This is a genomic window from Hymenobacter glacialis, assembly GCF_001816165.1.
Classification (GTDB): domain Bacteria; phylum Bacteroidota; class Bacteroidia; order Cytophagales; family Hymenobacteraceae; genus Hymenobacter; species Hymenobacter glacialis.
This window is the reverse complement of sequence record NZ_MDZC01000047.1, coordinates 1-15,122: the sequence shown is the minus strand read 5'-3', so window position 1 is coordinate 15,122 and position 15,122 is coordinate 1. Positions and strand designations below refer to the sequence as shown.

Genomic DNA, 15,122 nt, shown 5'->3' with positions numbered 1-15,122 from the left:
CTTTGGGGGAGAGTAGCTACCCGTTTTCCGGGCACGGTCAGCGCCTTGCAGCAGCAGCAGGGGCTCGGTGACCTTGTGTTCTCAATGCGCCATGCAAACCGAGCGCGCCGGGCAGGTGGAGCGGGATGCGCGGCGTGGCGGCTAACTTGCGGCTCGCAACTCTCGCCTTACACTTCCCATCCCGCCCATGCGCTACGCCCCCCTGGCTCCCGAGCATTTTGTTGAAAACCGCCGCCGCTTCTGCGAGCAGCTGCCACCGGCTTCGTTGGCCATCTTTCAGTCGAACGACATCATGCCGACCAATGCCGACGGCACCCTGGCTTTCCGGCAAAACAACGACCTCTACTACCTCAGCAGCGTCGACCAGGAAGAAAGCATCCTCGTGCTGTTTCCGGATGCGCGCCTGCCGCAGCACCGCGAAATCCTGTTCCTGAAGGAAACCTCCGAGCACATTCTGATTTGGGAGGGTTACAAGCTCACCAAAGAAGAGGCCAAGACCAATTCCGGCATCCGCACCATCATGTGGCTGGAAAGCTTTAAGACCGTGCTGCCCGCCCTCATGAACGAGGCCGAAAACGTGTACCTGAACTCCAACGAGCACATCCGGGCCGTGGTGGAAGTGGAAACGCGCGATGCCCGCTTCATCAAAGCCATTCGGGAGCAGTACCCGCTGCACACCTACCGCCGCGCCGCGCCGCTGCTGCACCGCCAGCGCGCCATCAAGAGCCCCGAGGAAATAAAGGTCATGCGCACGGCCTGCAACATCACCGAAAAAGCGTTTCGGCGCCTGTTGGGCTTCGTGAAGCCCGGCGTGTGGGAGTTTGAGATTGAGGCCGAAATCGTACACGAGTTCATGCGCAACCGCAGCCGCGGCCCGGCCTATGGCAGCATTGTGGCCAGCGGCAAAAACGCCTGCGTGCTCCACTACACCACCAACGACAACCAGTGCCAGGCCGGCGACGTGATTCTCCTGGACTTTGGGGCCGAGTACGCCAACTACGCCGCCGACCTCTCGCGCAGCATCCCCGTCAACGGCAAGTTCACGCCGCGCCAGCGCCAAGTGTACGACTCCGTGCTGGCCGTGATGGACTTCGCCAAAACGCGCCTCGTGCCGGGTGGCGAAATAGAAGCCTATCACCAGGCCGTGGGCGAACGCATGGAGCAGGAGCTCATCAAGCTCGACCTGCTAAACGCCGCCGATGTGAAAAACCAGGACCCTGCCGCGCCCCTCTACAAGAAGTATTTCATGCACGGCACCAGCCACTACCTGGGCCTCGATGTGCACGACGTGGGCTACAAGTACCGCACCTTCGAAGCCAGCATGGTGTACACCGTGGAGCCCGGCATCTACATCCCGGAAGAAGGTCTGGGCATTCGCCTGGAGAATGACATTCTGCTCACCGCCAGCGGCAACGAGGACCTGATGGCCAACATTCCCCTACAGGCCGATGACATTGAAGCCCTGATGGGCAAGGCGTAAGGGTCTGAACGAGAGTCAAATAAGAACGTCATGCTGAGCGGAGCCGAAGCATCTCTACCGTGTAAGTAATTCATTTACTACTGCGGTAGAGATGCTTCGGCAAGCTCAGCATGACGTTCTTTTTGTTGTCAAGAAAAAGGGTTGAAACCCGACTACCTGGCTGTGGCCTGCACAATTTGGGGCAGGTACTTGGCCAGGGCCTGCACCTGCGAGCGGGTGAAGTTGCCCTCCACCGATACCAGCACGAACGAGTCGGCCACGTCGGGGAGCTTGCCCGTGGCGGCAAACTCGGAAACCCGGTCGCCGTTGGCCCGCACCGATACCTGGTAGTCGCTGCCGAGCGTGGAGCCCATGGACAGCGGCTCGTACTTATTGCCTTGCAGGATGCCCGTGGCCTCCTGCAGCAGCCCTTGCTCGGCCAGGTTCTGGGCCGAGCCGGTGGTGGGAGCGAAGGAGATTACGCGCGCTTTGCGAATGCCCGTGATGGCGTTGGTGAGCTCGGAGCCCCCCAGCAGCTTGGCGGCTTTCACCAGGGCCATGCGCTCGAGCAAGTCGGCAGACCAGTCGGCGGTTTTGAAGCCGGAGCGGTTATCGTATTTCGAGAAAAACGAGGCTACCGTGGTAGCGGGCGTGCCGGGGCCACCGGCGCGGCAGCCCACCAACAGCAGGAACAAGAAGAGGGCGGGGAAGCGAAGTTTTAGAATCATGAAGCAAAAGTGACGAAGAAAGAGGTGCGTTGTACGCACGCAACCCCTGCTACAGTTGCACCCCCACCATTCAGAGACTGTATGCCGGCGCTGCCTACCTTGGCTCGCCAGGGCGTCATCAGTTCTTTTCAGCTCTTGCCGATGGCTGTTTGCGCTGGTGGTGCGGCGGGCGGGTAGCTCCTGTGGCTCGTAGTTTACTTCCGGTAGTCTCACGGTAAGTACAGCTATATTTGGCTTCGAACTGTGTGCGTTATGCAGTGGGCCTACATTCCTTGCATGAACTACCTGCTATTCATGGGTTCGGCGGCGCTTGCCCTCGGCTACCATACCGCAGGCGCCCAGGCGCCCGATTCTACCACTCACAAACCCCAGTGGTACGTGGGAGCGGGCGCGGCCCTGCAGCAGTATTGGGATTTTAATACGCCTTATGTGCGGTTGAAGCCCGTGAATGTGCTGGTTGGCCGCAGTATTGGAGCTCGTACTGCGCTCCAGGCAGCCCTTCAGTTCGGAGGTCGTAATCAGGAACATTCCGAGCAGGGCACTGACTATTTAACGGGGGAACCGTACACCCGCTACACAGAAGAAAAAACACGTGGTGCCGCGGCTACGCTGCTGGTGAGGTTTGGCCGCAGCCGCCCGCAGCGGCACCTCCAGTTCGACTGGTTGGTTGGCGGAACCGTATTGTTTGGCCGGGAGAGGTTAAACGCAACCACTACCAAGGCTAGCGGCAAAGAGTCCTATAAGGGGCCTGTAAACACGAGTTTCTCTCCTCATCTGGTGGGCGGGATGAGTCTGCGCTACCTGCTGGGGCCGCACTTGGCCCTGGGAACAGAATTCACCCTAAACAGAAACATCTTCATCCCGCCAACCAGTGCTTTGGGAATATTGCTGACGGGGACGGGGGCGAACGTGCATCTGACTTACCGATTGGGCCCGCTTCGACCTTAAGCCCGGTTCCACGCTGGCAGCAAGCGCTAGAAAACGACCGAATTCATAAAAAACACCTCGCGGGGAGGGCCATTTGCGGGGTGCACGCGCTGGTAGCCCGAAGCCACGAAGCGGCTGCCGAACCACGGCATCACGTCGGACTGCGAGGTATCGCTGATGCGCTCCGCGCCCGCTGCCCCCCCACCCGAGCCAGTTTGAATGGGTACGTGGTGGTCGTTGGGCGACGATTCGGCCCGGTTGATGAGCTTGTAGCGCAGCTTTTCTTCGTCGAGGTAAGCCAGCGCCAGCCGTCCGTCGGGCAGGGTTTGCAGGCGCACGGCTTCTTCCAGCTTGCGGCGGCGCAGGTTCTCTACCACAAAGGTGTTGTCCCAGAGCAGCGTGCCGGAGCGGTCGAAGCCGCACACCAGCGCGTGGGTGGTCTGGTAGCCATCAAACACGCGCGAGTTGCTGCCGTAGGAGCCCATCTGCGTGGTTCCGCCGGCAAGTGCCCCCGGAAAGCTGCTGTAGCTGTTGTAGCGGTAGTGCGGGTAGTACACTTCGGCCACCAGCACGTAGCCGCCGTCGGGTTGGGGCAGCAGCTCGTGCAGCAGCAGGCGGTAGCGCCAGCGCAGGGGCGGCACCGAGCGGGCCACGCGGCGTTCGGTGCGTTCGCGGAGCTTGGCCCGGCGCGCCGGCTTGAGGTAATCGAAAAAATGCTTCAGGCGCAGGAAATCGTAGAAGCGCAGCGGGGGCTTGGTGCCGGTGCCCGCCGTGGCGCGCAGGTCGGTGGCAAACAGGCCCTGGGCATAGTTGGGGTCGCGCAGGGAATAGGTGCCCATCAGCAGGCGGGCGGTGGTGTCCTGCGGCGGCGTGAGTTGCGCCGTAATCAGGCTCCGGTCGCTCTCGGCCTGCACAAATTCGGAGCTCACCAGCTGGCCCTGCTCCGTGAGCTGCTTGAGGAGCAGGCGGGACTTGCGGCCGTTGGTCTGGCTGAGCACGTACTCGGCCCGGCGGCTGGCGGCATCCGCCACGAAGGTGAATTGGGTAGGCAGGGGCTCGTAGATGGAGGAGAGGTACTGCATCTGGCCGGTGGCCACGTTGAGCAGCAGGGCCGTAACGTGGAGCTGGTCGTTGAGCAGCACCGTGGCAAACAGGCGGCCTTCGAGGGCCTTTAGCTCCACTATTTCCCGGCTCAGGCGGGTCTCAAATTGCTGGGTGCGCACTTGGCCCAGGTGGCCATTGTAAGCAGCGGCCAGCAGGCGGCCGGGCATGCTGCGCGACGTGAAAAGGGCGTACACGGTGTTGCCTTCGGCACACATCCGGTTGAAATCAAACTCGTCGGGGATTTCCAGCGGCGTGTTGTTCCGCAGGCGCAGGCCCTGGTCGTACTGCTGAAACGCAAAAGTGGTCTTGTTGGAAAGCGGCCGGTCGCGGCCCACCAGCAGCACCACCGTGCTGTCGAAGGGCAGGGGCTGCACGTGCACTTCGCTTTCCGAAGCCGTCAGAGGCAGCTCGGTGCGGGCTGGCTGCACCGGGGCGTGGGCCGGGGCCGGCGCCAGAACGCGCTTTTGGGCCTGGAGTGCCGGCGCGCCAGCCAGTACTCCAAAAGTGAGCAGCAGGGAAAAGTAGCAGAGTTTCATACCCTTGCGCTTAAGAAAAGCAACTGTGTAGTCGCCACCGTTACCAGTGGCTGTTGTTTTAAAGATACAACCGAAGCCTGCCTTTTTGTTCTGTGCAATTCCCTTTATTTCGTGCCCAGCGCTAATATGGTATCAAACTCTTCGGGGCGCACGGGCAGCACCGACAGGCGCGACTGGCGCAGCAGGGCCAGCTCGCTCAGGCGGGCATCGGCCTTGAGCTGGGCCAGGCTCACGGGCAGGGGCAGGGGCTGCACCGGGCGCAGGGCCACGGCCACCCACGGCGAACCGGCTTCGGCGGTGGCATCGGGGGCGGCCGGGGCGGCTACTTCGGCAATGCCCACCACGGCTTTTTCGCTCACGCTGTGGTAAAACAGCACGAGGTCGCCGGGCTGCATCAGGTTGAGGTTGTTGCGGGCCTGGTAGTTGCGCACGCCGGTCCAGGCGGTGCCATCTTCTTGCACAAACGTGGCCCAGGAGTATGCTTCGGGTTCAGATTTAACCAGCCAGTGCTTCATCATCAATCAAAAAGGGAGAAAAAGGCCACCGCCAGTAGCGTGAGGGGTGCGGTGCACCACAAAGTAAGCTCCTGCGTCACGCGCCGGCCCATTCAGCCATTGGCCTACAGCGCAAAGCCCAGGTCGAAGCTCAGGATGTCGGCGGTGAGGTCGGTGCTGCGCTGGTAGTGCGCATAGCGCAGGTCCACCGACCGGAACCGCATCACGCGCGCCCGGCCCGCGCGGTCGTGGCCCGGCACGCGGAAGCGGCCGATGCCGTACACCGGCGAGTAGCGCAGGCCCAGGCCCGTTTTGTGGGCCGTGAAGCCCGACAGGTCGTAGTCGGACGTGTAGAATTTATCAGTAATGGAATGGCCCAGGTAAGGGGCAAAGTAGGTGGAGGCCGTTTGCTGGTGGTAGCGGTAGAAGGGGTAGAGCACGATAAAGGGCGTCACTTTTACCGGCAGCTCCAACTCAAACGTGTGGGCCTGAATGCCAAAATTGTCGTTGTAGAAGCGGTAGTAGGAGCGAATCTGGACCAGGTCCGACGCGTAGTAGTTCAGTCGCAGCCCCACCGGGTACTTAAAGCGGGAGTTGGGCAGCTTCTCAATCCGGGCCGCCGAGGGCGCGAGCGGCGCGAAATTATCGCCTACCGTGAGCGCCCGGTTTGGGTCGGGGTTATCGAAAAAATACACCCGGTGAAACGGCGTGCTCAGCAGCCCGTTCTGCTGCACCAGCTCCGTGGTGATGCTTGCTTGCAGGCGCTTGGTGAGCACCTGAGAGTACGAAATCGACACGTTGTAGCTCTGGCGGGCACCATCGCCCACGGCCGGGGCGCTGCGCAACTCAATGGGCCTGATTAAGGTAGCCTGGTCAATAAAGACCTGGGCCGTGACGCCCAGCTGCCGGTTGCCATCGGCCGAAGTCTTGGCGAAGGAGCCCACCCCGTTGAACGACAGGTAATCGTATTCCTGCGAAAAGCCCACTCCCGCGCCCCACTGCGTGCCCTTGGCCTTTTGCTCGCGGGTGTAGCCAAAGTCGGCGTGTATCCGCTCGTCGCGGCTGGAGGGCGTGGACAGGGCAAAATCAATCCGGTCAGTAGAAGCGGAGGCGTAAAAGTCGGTGCCGATGTTGGCGGTTAGCCGGCTCACCGTATCCAGCGGAATGTTGAGGATGATGGTGGGCGTCACGTCGGTGAGCTGCTCGGTGCCGCGGCCGCCTTCCACCGCGCCGTGGGTGCCGTCCTGCTGGTAGTAGCTGCCCAGAATGTCGATGGTGGCTTCGTCGCGGGGCCGGTTCACGGGCACGGTGGCCGCTGCCGGAGCACCGAAGCCGTCTATCCGGTTCGGAAGCAGGGGCGTACCGCCCGGCTGATTCTGCGCCAGCGCCGGCGCAGCCAGCAGCACGGAGGCCAGCAATTGAAGTAGTAAGTGTTTCAAAGTAAATATGGAATGTGTCCAGCTGTCAATAAGCAAAAAAGCTAATGGCTAAAAGCTGCCAGCTAACAGCCAAATCAATTGCAGCCACAGCCGCCGCCTACCTTGCCGCCATTGGCGCCGCCGGCGCCCTCGCGGTAGCTTTGGAAATTGGTTTCGGGGGTTTCCACCACCTTGCTGCTCAGCTTCATGTCTTCGTCGTTGAGGTAAACCTTTTGGTACGCCACCACCGATACGCAGCTAGGCAGCGCCGCTAGCAGCGGGAGCAGCAGCAGACGGGCAGGGAATAGAAACCGGGTTTTTGGCAGGGCCATGGGTGGTTGGAGTTAGGGCTGGGTGCTGGTGGCGCCGTGGTAATAGTTGAGCTTCATGCCGCGCGACACCAGCGTGCGGTTGTCATCCGTTATCAACGTACAATCTACTCCTTTCAGATTGTTGATGAACGCCAGGCCCTCGGCGGCGCCTTTCACAAACACCACTTCGTCTAGGCCATCGGCCAGTTCCACGTCGGCGCACACAATCGTGACCGAGCGCAGCCCCACCGACGGGTAGCCGGTGTGCGGGTTGATGATGTGCCCGTAAACCTGCCCGCCCACTGTGAAGTACTGCTCGTAGTTGCCGGCCGTGACCACGGCCACGTCCGTCACGTCCACCCAGGCGGCCACGCTGTTCGGGTGGTCGGGGTCGCCGATGGCCACGCGCCATAGCGAGCCGTCGGCCTGCCGGCCCCAGCAATAAATGTCGCCCGAGCCATTTAGCAGCCCGCCCTGTATGCCCATTTCAGTTAGCACCTGCTTGGCCCGGCGGATGCCGTAGCCCTGCAGAATGCCCGCCAGGTTGATGCGCATGCCCTTTTCGGGTAGGTACACGGTGTGCCGGGCCGCGTCCATTTTGATTTTTTGCCAGCCAATGCGCCGCACCGAGGCCCGCACCAGCGCCGAGTCGGGCAGGGCGGGGTGGGCCTGACGGTCGAACCGGTAGAGCTTGTCGGCGCTGGCAAAAGTGATGTCGAACGCGCCGCCGCTGAGCTGCGAGAGCCGCAGCGTCCGACTGATGAGGTCGAAGGTTTCGGCCGATACCGCCACCGGCCGGATGCCAGCCATGCGGTTGATGTGCACCACCTCAGACGTAGAGTCCCAGAACGACATGAGACGGTCGATGCGCCGCACTTCGCCCAGGCCCGCGCGTAGGGCCCGCTGCCCGGCCGAGTCGTTTTCGGCCACCACCGTGAACGTGAACCGCGACCCCATCACATGCGCGCTGCGGGTGAACGTATGGCGCGGCGCCCTGCCCTGCGCCCCGCCCGGCTGCCCCAGCAGCAACAGGCCCAGCAGCAGCCCGAGCCATAGCCCGGGTCTTAGTATTGCTTTCATCAACCTGAATAGGGCTTATGGATTTCTTTTTGTGTTTTATTTCCCCTCTGCGGGAAATGCTCGTTGAATCACCGAACGGCAGGTAAGTGAGGCTACAGCGTTGGTAGTACCTTTTTCAAGTAAGCCTCAAACGCGGCGGGACCACCGGCAATGTAGCCGGTTTTGGCCAGCACCTGGCCTTCGGGCGAAAGCAGCACAGCCAGCGGGAAGTCGCCCGACCGGTTGAGCTGGGCGGCGGCGGTTTCGTTGAGCTTCAATTGGGCGGCCGTGGGCTTGTTGCGTTTCTGACGCGGAAAATCAAAATGGGCCAGCACCAGCCGGTCCTTGGCATAAGCAGCAAAAGCCGGCTGGGAAAACACCTCCTGCTCGTATATAATGCACGGCTTGCACCAGTCGGAGCCCGAAAAAACAACCAGCACGGGCCGGTTGGTGGCTTTGGCCTGCGCCTGGGCCGCACCCAGGTCGCTGAGCCAGGCAGCAGGGGAATCCACGAGTACCTGCGGCGCTGAAATGAGGGGCGACACCGGCTGCGGCGCGGCTTGGGCCGGAACTGCAGCAGTGTGCTGCCCGGCTGCGGGCGAAGCGCTAATGAGCAGGCAGCCCAGGGCAATGGCCAGCAGCGGGCCTTTAGCAGTCAACGGCATCATAAGTCAATAAGGTAAGTGCAGTAGCCGCGATAACTCCCTACCCGGTAGGTTGGTTCTGAGGAATGGGCAATAAGTAGTAAGCCAGGGCCTGTAGGTGGTCCCAAGCCTATTTCCTCTCGGAAAGGCGGCGCACCTTTAATACTTGTTTCACCGTGTCCAACTCAAGTACTTTTAGGGTGTACTTCGGATTCGGGCCACTTTCGAGGGTGATGCGCACGTACAGCTTACGGTCGATGGTCCAGGTGCCGTGGCGGTCGGTGAGGCCGTCGGTGGGCGCAATGTCAAACTGTTCAAAGTGGCTGTAGGGCTCTATTCTAAAGCCGGTGCGGCTCCGCGAAGAAGGGAATACATACGTTTGGGGCCGGTACACCAGCGTGTCGCCACTGTTTTCCTCGTACGAATTCAGCCAAGTGCCCTCCAGCCCGTGCATGGTGACCACGGCCGTGGACTTGGTTTTTTTGCAAGCGGTGGCCAGCAGCAGCGCGGCCAGCAATAGCCCGGTACAAGAAGACAGCGCACGCATGAGATTCAGTGGAAAGAATGAGCGGAAAGGTAACCCTAATCAGGTAGCTACGGATTTTAAGGGCAGTTGGACAACTTCTGCTCAGGCACGTAAGCCCTGGCATACGCTACATTCGTGCCCCCAACAACCCCTTCCACGTGGATAATCGCGCCCTGACCCGCGCCTTCAAGCTGGCCGCCCAGCTCATGGAGCTGCACGACGAAAACCCTTTTAAAATCCGCGCCATCGAAGGCACCGCCAGCGCCCTTGAAGCCCTGAGCTTTCCCGTGGCGGAGGTGGAGCGCTCCGGCTTGCCCGACCGCACCGGTCTGAGCAAAACCGCCGCCGCCAAGGTAGCCGAGCTGCTCGACACCGGCACGTTTTCGGAGCTGCAGCGCCTGCTGGAAGCACGCCGCCCGGCGTGGTCGAAATGCTGAGCATCAAAGGCATCGGACCCAAAAAAATCCGTAGCCTGTGGCGCGAGCTGGGCATTGAAACCACCGAACAGCTGCGCGAAGCCGCCGAAACCGACCAGGTGAGCAAGCTGAAGGGCTTTGGTAAAAAGACCCAGGAATCCATTCTCGAAGCCCTGGAGTTTGCCGGCCAGAGCAAGGGCAAGCTGCTGTATCCACAGGCCGAGTCCCTGGCCGAAGACATCGCCCAGCACTTGCGCCGTGCCCTCGGCACCGAGCAGGTGGGCGTGGCCGGCGAAGTGCGCCGCCGCCTCGAAACCGTGGAAGTGGTGCGCGTGGTGGCCGCCACCGACCAGCCGGAAACGGCGCACAAGCTTCTGAACACCATGGGCGGCCTCACCGCCGACCCGCGCCGGTCGGGGCCGTTTGCGTGGCGCGGTACGGCCAGTCCTTCGGGCGTGCGGGTGGAGGTGCTGCTCACCTCGGTCGAAGACTTCGTGACGGAGCTGTTTCTCAACTCGGCGGCCGAAGCGCACCTGACCGAGGATTTGCCCGGCGGTGAAAATTCCGGCTCTGCCACCAGCCTGCGCCAGTGGGCGCGCCGCGAAAAATTCCAGCAGGAAGAAGCCCTCTACGAGCGGGCCGGCCTGCAATTCATTGTGCCCGAGTTGCGCGAAGGCCTGGGCGAAATTGGCCTCGCCGCCGAGAAAAAACTGCCCCGCCTGCTCGAAGACGCCGACCTGCGCGGCGCCCTGCACAACCACAGCACCTACTCCGACGGCAACCACAGCCTGCGCGAGATGGCCACCTGGCTGCGCGACCACCAGTACGAGTACCTCGGCATCTGCGACCACAGCCAGGCCGCGCACTACGCCAACGGCCTCAGCGTGGAGCGGGTGCGCCAGCAGCACCAGGAAATCGACCAGCTAAACGCCGAACTGGCTCCCTTCCGCATCTTCAAAGGCATCGAGAGCGACATTCTCAGCGACGGCTCTCTCGACTACCCGTCCGATGTGCTGGCCAGCTTCGACTTCGTAGTGGCCTCGGTGCACTCCAACCTGAAAATGGAAGAGCGCAAAGCCACCGACCGCCTGTTGCGCGCCATCGAAAACCCGTACTGCACCATGCTGGGCCATCCCACCGGCCGCCTGCTGCTGCGCCGCCAGGGCTACCCCATCGACTACAAAGCCGTCATCGACGCCTGCGCCAAGCACCAGGTCATCATCGAAATCAACGCCAACCCCTGGCGCCTGGACCTGGACTGGCGCTGGGTGCGCTACGCCCTCGACCAGGGCGTGCTGCTCAGCATCAACCCCGACGCCCACCACACCGACGGCTACGCCGACATGCGCTACGGCGTACTCATGGGCCGCAAAGGCCTGTTGACGAAGGAGATGACATTTAATGCCAAGTTGGTGGAGGAAGTCGCCTCTTATTTCGAGAAGCGCAAAGCCGGTATCACCCCGCCACTGGAATACAAAAAGTCGTTGTTTGAGTAGTAGAATTGGAATGTCAGAACGACCAGCTCCCCTCCTTTTTAAAGAGGGGATGTGAGCGCCGAAGAGGCGCGAACGGGGGCGGTGAAGTCGTTGAACGACACCCGAACAACCCCGAGCGAATCGTTCAGCACATTTTCTATCAAGAAATACCCGGGCAAGTCGTTCGGCCATCGTTCAACGACTTCACCACCCCAGCTTACGCTTCGCGCAAGCGTCCCCTCCTTAAAAAAGGAGGGGAGTTGGTCGTTCCAGCATGCCATGAAAATCCTCGTCCTCCGTTTTTCCTCCATCGGCGACATCGTCCTGACCACGCCTGTGGTGCGGGCGCTGGCACAGCAGGTGCCGGGGGCAAGGGTACATTTCGCCACCAAGCCCGGCTACCGTGGCCTGCTGGAACCCAACCCCTACGTGGTTAAAGTCCACTGCCTCACCGGCAGTCTCGACGAGCTGGTGCAGGAATTGAAGGCCGAGCAGTTTGATTACATCATCGACCTGCACAACAACCTGCGCACCCGCCTCATCAAGCTGCGCCTGGGCGTACAGTCCTTCAGCTTCGATAAGCTAAACTGGCAGAAATGGCTGCTGGTAAACCTCAAGATTGACCGGCTGCCGCGCGTGCACATCGTGCAACGCTACCTGCAAACCGCTGCGCCATTGGGCGTGCAGGACGATGGCCAGGGACTCGACTACTTCATTCCCGAAAACCAGGAAATCAGCCTCGATACGTTGCCGCCCGCCTTTCAGCGCGGTTACGTGGCGGTGGCCATAGGCGCGCAGCACGCCACCAAACGCCTGCCGGTGGAGAAGCTCATCGAGCTGTGCGGCAAGCTAAACCGGCCCATCGTGCTGCTGGGTGGCCCCGAGGACGAGAGCATCGCCCACATCATTGAGCAGGCTTTTGAAACCCGGGCCGCCACCGCGCAGGCCACGGCCGCCACCATCCCCAACGACCCGTACCGTTTTCCCCAAAAGGCCCCCAGTTTCTCCGCCTCGCAGCCACTTATTGTGAATGGCTGCGGGCGCTATTCGCTGCATCAATCGGCGTCATTGGTGCGGCAGGCCCAGTTTGTGGTAAGCCACGATACCGGCCTGATGCACATTGCCGCGGCCTTCAAAAAGGAGATTTTCAGCGTGTGGGGCAACACCGTGCCCGCCTTCGGCATGTACCCCTACCGCACCGATTTCCGCGTGCTAGAGGTGCCGGGGCTGGCGTGCCGCCCGTGCTCCAAAATAGGTTACGCCAAGTGTCCGCAAGGCCACTTCAAGTGCATGCGCGACCAAACACTGGACCTGGACCTGCCACCCGCGCGCGACGGCCGGTGATGCTGCACAGAAAAAGCCCTGTCAGATTTCTCAGACAGGGCTTTTTCTTATTCAGAAACAGGCAATGCTACCCAATCCGCTCGAAGCCGCAGTAGCTGTGCAGCACCAGCGGCAGGTCGATGCCTGTGCTGGTCTGGTTGTTTTCCAGCAGGGCGGCCACAATGCGGGGCAGGGCCAGGGCCGAGCCGTTGAGCGTGTGCAGGAGTTGCGTTTTGCCGCCATCAGCGCGATAGCGGCACTTGAGGCGGTTGGCCTGGTAGGTTTCAAAGTTTGATACCGAGCTCACTTCCAGCCAGCGGCCCTGGGCGGCGCTCCACACCTCCAGGTCGTAGGTGAGGGCTGAGGTAAAGCCCATGTCGCCGCCGCAGAGGCGCAGCACGCGGTAGGGGAGGTTGAGCTGCTGCAGCAGGCTTTCTACGTGGGCCAGCATGGCTTCCAGGGCGTCGTAGCTCTGGTCGGGCTCCGTGATTTGCACAATTTCCACCTTGTCGAACTGGTGCAGGCGGTTGAGGCCGCGCACGTCGGCGCCCCAGGAGCCGGCCTCGCGGCGGAAGCAGGGCGTGTGGCCGGCCATGCGCACGGGCAGCTTGTCCGGGGCAATGATTTCGTCGCGGTAAATATTGGTCAGCGGCACCTCGGCCGTGGGAATGAGGTAGAGGTCGTCCTTGGCGTCGTGGTACATCTGGCCCTCCTTGTCGGGCAGCTGGCCGGTGCCGTAGCCGCTGGCCTCGTTCACCAGAATCGGGGGCTGTATTTCGGTGTAGCCGGCGTTGCGGGCCTGGTCCAGAAAGAAGTTGATGAGCGCCCGCTGGAGCCGGGCGCCCTGGTTTTTGTACACCGGAAAGCCCGCGCCCGTGATTTTGTTGCCCAGCTCAAAGTCGATGATGTCGTACTTTTTAATCAACTCCCAATGGGGCTGGGCGTCGGCGCCCAGGGTAGGCTTGGTGCCGTGCTCGCGCACCACCTCGTTGTCCTGGGCGGCGCGGCCCTGGGGCACGCTGGCGTGCGGCAGGTTGGGGAGTTTGTACAGCAGTTGCTGCTGCTCCTTCTCCACTTGCGTGAGTTCGGCGGCGGCGGCCTGGGTGTGCAGCTTGAGCTCGGCGGTGCGGGCCTTGAGGGTTTCGGCCCCGGCTTTATCGCCGGCTTTCATCAGGCCGCCTATCTGGCGGGCCAGCTCGTTGGCTTCGGCCTGGGCCGCGTCGTGGCTGGTTTGGAGGGAGCGGCGGCGCTGGTCCAGGTCGAGGATGGCGGCCACGTCGGCGGGGCCGGTGGCGTAGTGTTTTTTGGCGAGGCCAGCCAGCACCAGCTCGGTTTGGTCGCGGAGAACGGAAATTTGCAGCATGTGGGTCGAAGTGGAACGGGGGCAAATGTCGGAAGTAAAACCGGGTAGAACCACAGGGCTGCTGCGGTGGGCCTGGGCACGGGCCCGCAACTTATGTTGCCGCCCAACCTGTTAGCGCCTCGCCGGACGGCATCCGATTTGGCAGTTTGCCCGTAATGCGCTAACATTGCGTTAGCAACCGGCCGCCGTGGCTGGAACCGTAGGCCTTGGCGCCTGCTTCCGGCCCGTCATTTGCTGAACTCCCCCGCGGCCCCCTTTCGCACCTCATTTTCTTGCTTATCCATTGCGCGCCGCGCGCTGCTATTCTCGCAATAGCCCGCGTTTCCTGCCAATGCTTTATCGCGGCCTGTCCGCTTTCGTGCCGTAGCTGGTTTGTTGGGCCCCACGCGGGCTCCCAGGGCCGCCAGCCCCTCGATTCACGCCGATGTTCCTCCCCTTATTCCCTTTATGCATACCATTAACGAGTTGAAGGACCGGCTGCTGTCCGATCTGAAAGAAATTGCCGAGCAAATGAATGTCGGCAACTTCAAACGGCTCAGCAAGCAGGATTTGATTTATAAAATCCTCGACCAGCAAGCCCTGGTTCCAGGTTCCGCTGATCAGGCTGCCGCTCCGGCTGTCGATGCCGAAGCCTCCGAGGTGGCAGCTGCCGCACCCCGCGCGCCCAAAGCCCGTCGCCCGGCTCCCAGCACTGCCGAGCAGCCTTTTTCAGACGTTGCCCCGCCCGCTGCCAAAGCCGCCCGCCCTGCACGGGAGGCCCAGCCTGCCCCCGCCGCCAACGTCGAAATCCTGGACCCCATCGAAGGACTGGCCCTGGTGCCCGCCTCGGAAGCTACCGGCGCCTCTCTGGCCAACGAGCCCGTGCCCGTAGCGGAGCCGCAGGCCAACGAAGAAGCCGGCCCCAGCGCCGACCAGCAGATTAACGGCACCGAGCAGGACGCCAATGCCGGCCGCCCCGAACGCCGGGAGCGGCGCGAGCGGGTAGACCGCGCCGGCCGCCCCATCACGGAGCAGCGCGCCGCCGAGATTGCCGCCGAAAAAGCCGCCGCCGAAATTGCTGCCGCTGCCGCAGCTGCCAGCGCAACTCTGGAGAGTGGTGCCGATGGCCGCGACGGCAGCCGCGACAACCGCCGCGAAGGCGGCAGTGGCTTTGGCGACCGCCGCGAAAACCGCGCCGACCGCTTCGAGCGCGACAACCGCGAGCCACGCGACGGCCGCGAGCAGCGTTTCCCCCGCAACGACCAGCCCCGCGAAAACCGCGAACCACGCAATGACCAGCCACGGGAGCCGCGCGAGCCGCGCAACGACCAGCCCCGCGAAAACCGCGACGGGCAGCCCC

15 protein-coding genes are annotated in these 15,122 nt (G+C 62.4%); 6 read left to right on the top strand and 9 right to left on the bottom strand.

Annotated features, from left to right (window positions below; all coding sequences use genetic code 11):
• Positions 1-187: 187 nt before the first annotated feature.
• On the top strand, positions 188-1,480 hold the full coding sequence (locus BEN48_RS05750; protein WP_070733654.1) for an aminopeptidase P N-terminal domain-containing protein: 1,293 nt from the start codon (positions 188-190) through the stop codon (positions 1,478-1,480).
• A 152-nt stretch (positions 1,481-1,632) separates the two neighbouring features.
• Here the strand turns inward: BEN48_RS05750 and BEN48_RS05745 are convergent, their stop codons facing one another.
• Positions 1,633-2,187, bottom strand: coding sequence for a DUF4252 domain-containing protein (locus BEN48_RS05745; RefSeq protein WP_070733653.1), 555 nt, complete (start codon positions 2,185-2,187; stop codon positions 1,633-1,635).
• A 276-nt stretch (positions 2,188-2,463) separates the two neighbouring features.
• Here BEN48_RS05745 and BEN48_RS05740 point away from each other — a divergent pair, with 276 nt between their 5' ends.
• Positions 2,464-3,135, top strand: coding sequence for a hypothetical protein (locus BEN48_RS05740; RefSeq protein WP_125932495.1), 672 nt, complete (start codon positions 2,464-2,466; stop codon positions 3,133-3,135).
• 26 nt (positions 3,136-3,161) lie between these two features.
• On the opposite strand, the gene BEN48_RS05735 is transcribed toward BEN48_RS05740, so the two are convergent.
• From BEN48_RS05735 to BEN48_RS05705, 7 genes are all read right to left on the bottom strand, one after another.
• On the bottom strand, positions 3,162-4,754 hold the full coding sequence (locus tag BEN48_RS05735; protein ID WP_070733651.1) for a hypothetical protein: 1,593 nt from the start codon (positions 4,752-4,754) through the stop codon (positions 3,162-3,164).
• A 104-nt stretch (positions 4,755-4,858) separates the two neighbouring features.
• Positions 4,859-5,269: an EVE domain-containing protein gene (locus BEN48_RS05730; RefSeq protein WP_070733697.1), complete on the bottom strand. Its 411-nt coding sequence runs from the start codon at positions 5,267-5,269 to the stop codon at positions 4,859-4,861.
• Between the two features lie 104 nt (positions 5,270-5,373).
• Positions 5,374-6,687, bottom strand: a complete 1,314-nt coding sequence (locus BEN48_RS05725; protein WP_158010110.1) for a DUF3570 domain-containing protein — start codon at positions 6,685-6,687, stop codon at positions 5,374-5,376.
• Between the two features lie 74 nt (positions 6,688-6,761).
• A complete protein-coding gene (locus BEN48_RS05720; RefSeq protein ID WP_070733649.1) occupies positions 6,762-6,998 on the bottom strand; it encodes a DUF4266 domain-containing protein in 237 nt (78 codons plus the stop codon).
• Positions 6,999-7,010: 12 nt separating this feature from the next.
• On the bottom strand, positions 7,011-8,057 hold the full coding sequence (locus tag BEN48_RS05715; RefSeq protein ID WP_083320794.1) for an FAD:protein FMN transferase: 1,047 nt from the start codon (positions 8,055-8,057) through the stop codon (positions 7,011-7,013).
• A 92-nt stretch (positions 8,058-8,149) separates the two neighbouring features.
• Positions 8,150-8,704, bottom strand: a complete 555-nt coding sequence (locus BEN48_RS05710; RefSeq protein WP_083320793.1) for a thioredoxin family protein — start codon at positions 8,702-8,704, stop codon at positions 8,150-8,152.
• A gap of 106 nt (positions 8,705-8,810) precedes the next feature.
• The gene (locus tag BEN48_RS05705) at positions 8,811-9,227 is read right to left on the bottom strand and encodes a hypothetical protein (RefSeq protein WP_070733648.1); all 417 of its coding nucleotides are present in this window, start codon (positions 9,225-9,227) and stop codon (positions 8,811-8,813) included.
• Positions 9,228-9,364: 137 nt separating this feature from the next.
• Between BEN48_RS05705 and BEN48_RS20055 the strand changes: the two genes are divergently transcribed.
• From BEN48_RS20055 to BEN48_RS05695, 3 genes are all read left to right on the top strand, one after another.
• Positions 9,365-9,643: a hypothetical protein gene (locus BEN48_RS20055; protein WP_317043680.1), complete on the top strand. Its 279-nt coding sequence runs from the start codon at positions 9,365-9,367 to the stop codon at positions 9,641-9,643.
• Positions 9,637-11,118 (top strand): helix-hairpin-helix domain-containing protein, encoded by a 1,482-nt coding sequence (locus BEN48_RS05700; protein WP_317043681.1) that lies wholly within the window; start codon positions 9,637-9,639, stop codon positions 11,116-11,118. The genes BEN48_RS20055 and BEN48_RS05700 overlap by 7 nt, the downstream gene beginning before the upstream one ends.
• 258 nt (positions 11,119-11,376) lie before the next feature.
• Entirely contained in the window at positions 11,377-12,441 is a 1,065-nt protein-coding gene (locus tag BEN48_RS05695; RefSeq protein WP_070733647.1) for a glycosyltransferase family 9 protein, read from the top strand.
• A gap of 67 nt (positions 12,442-12,508) precedes the next feature.
• Here BEN48_RS05695 and serS read toward each other — a convergent pair whose 3' ends face one another.
• Entirely contained in the window at positions 12,509-13,783 is a 1,275-nt protein-coding gene (gene serS / locus BEN48_RS05690) for a serine--tRNA ligase (RefSeq protein ID WP_070733646.1), read from the bottom strand.
• 447 nt (positions 13,784-14,230) lie between these two features.
• Between serS and BEN48_RS18650 the strand changes: the two genes are divergently transcribed.
• On the top strand, positions 14,231-15,122 hold an 892-nt coding region (locus tag BEN48_RS18650; RefSeq protein ID WP_193408656.1), incomplete at its 3' end, for a Rho termination factor N-terminal domain-containing protein.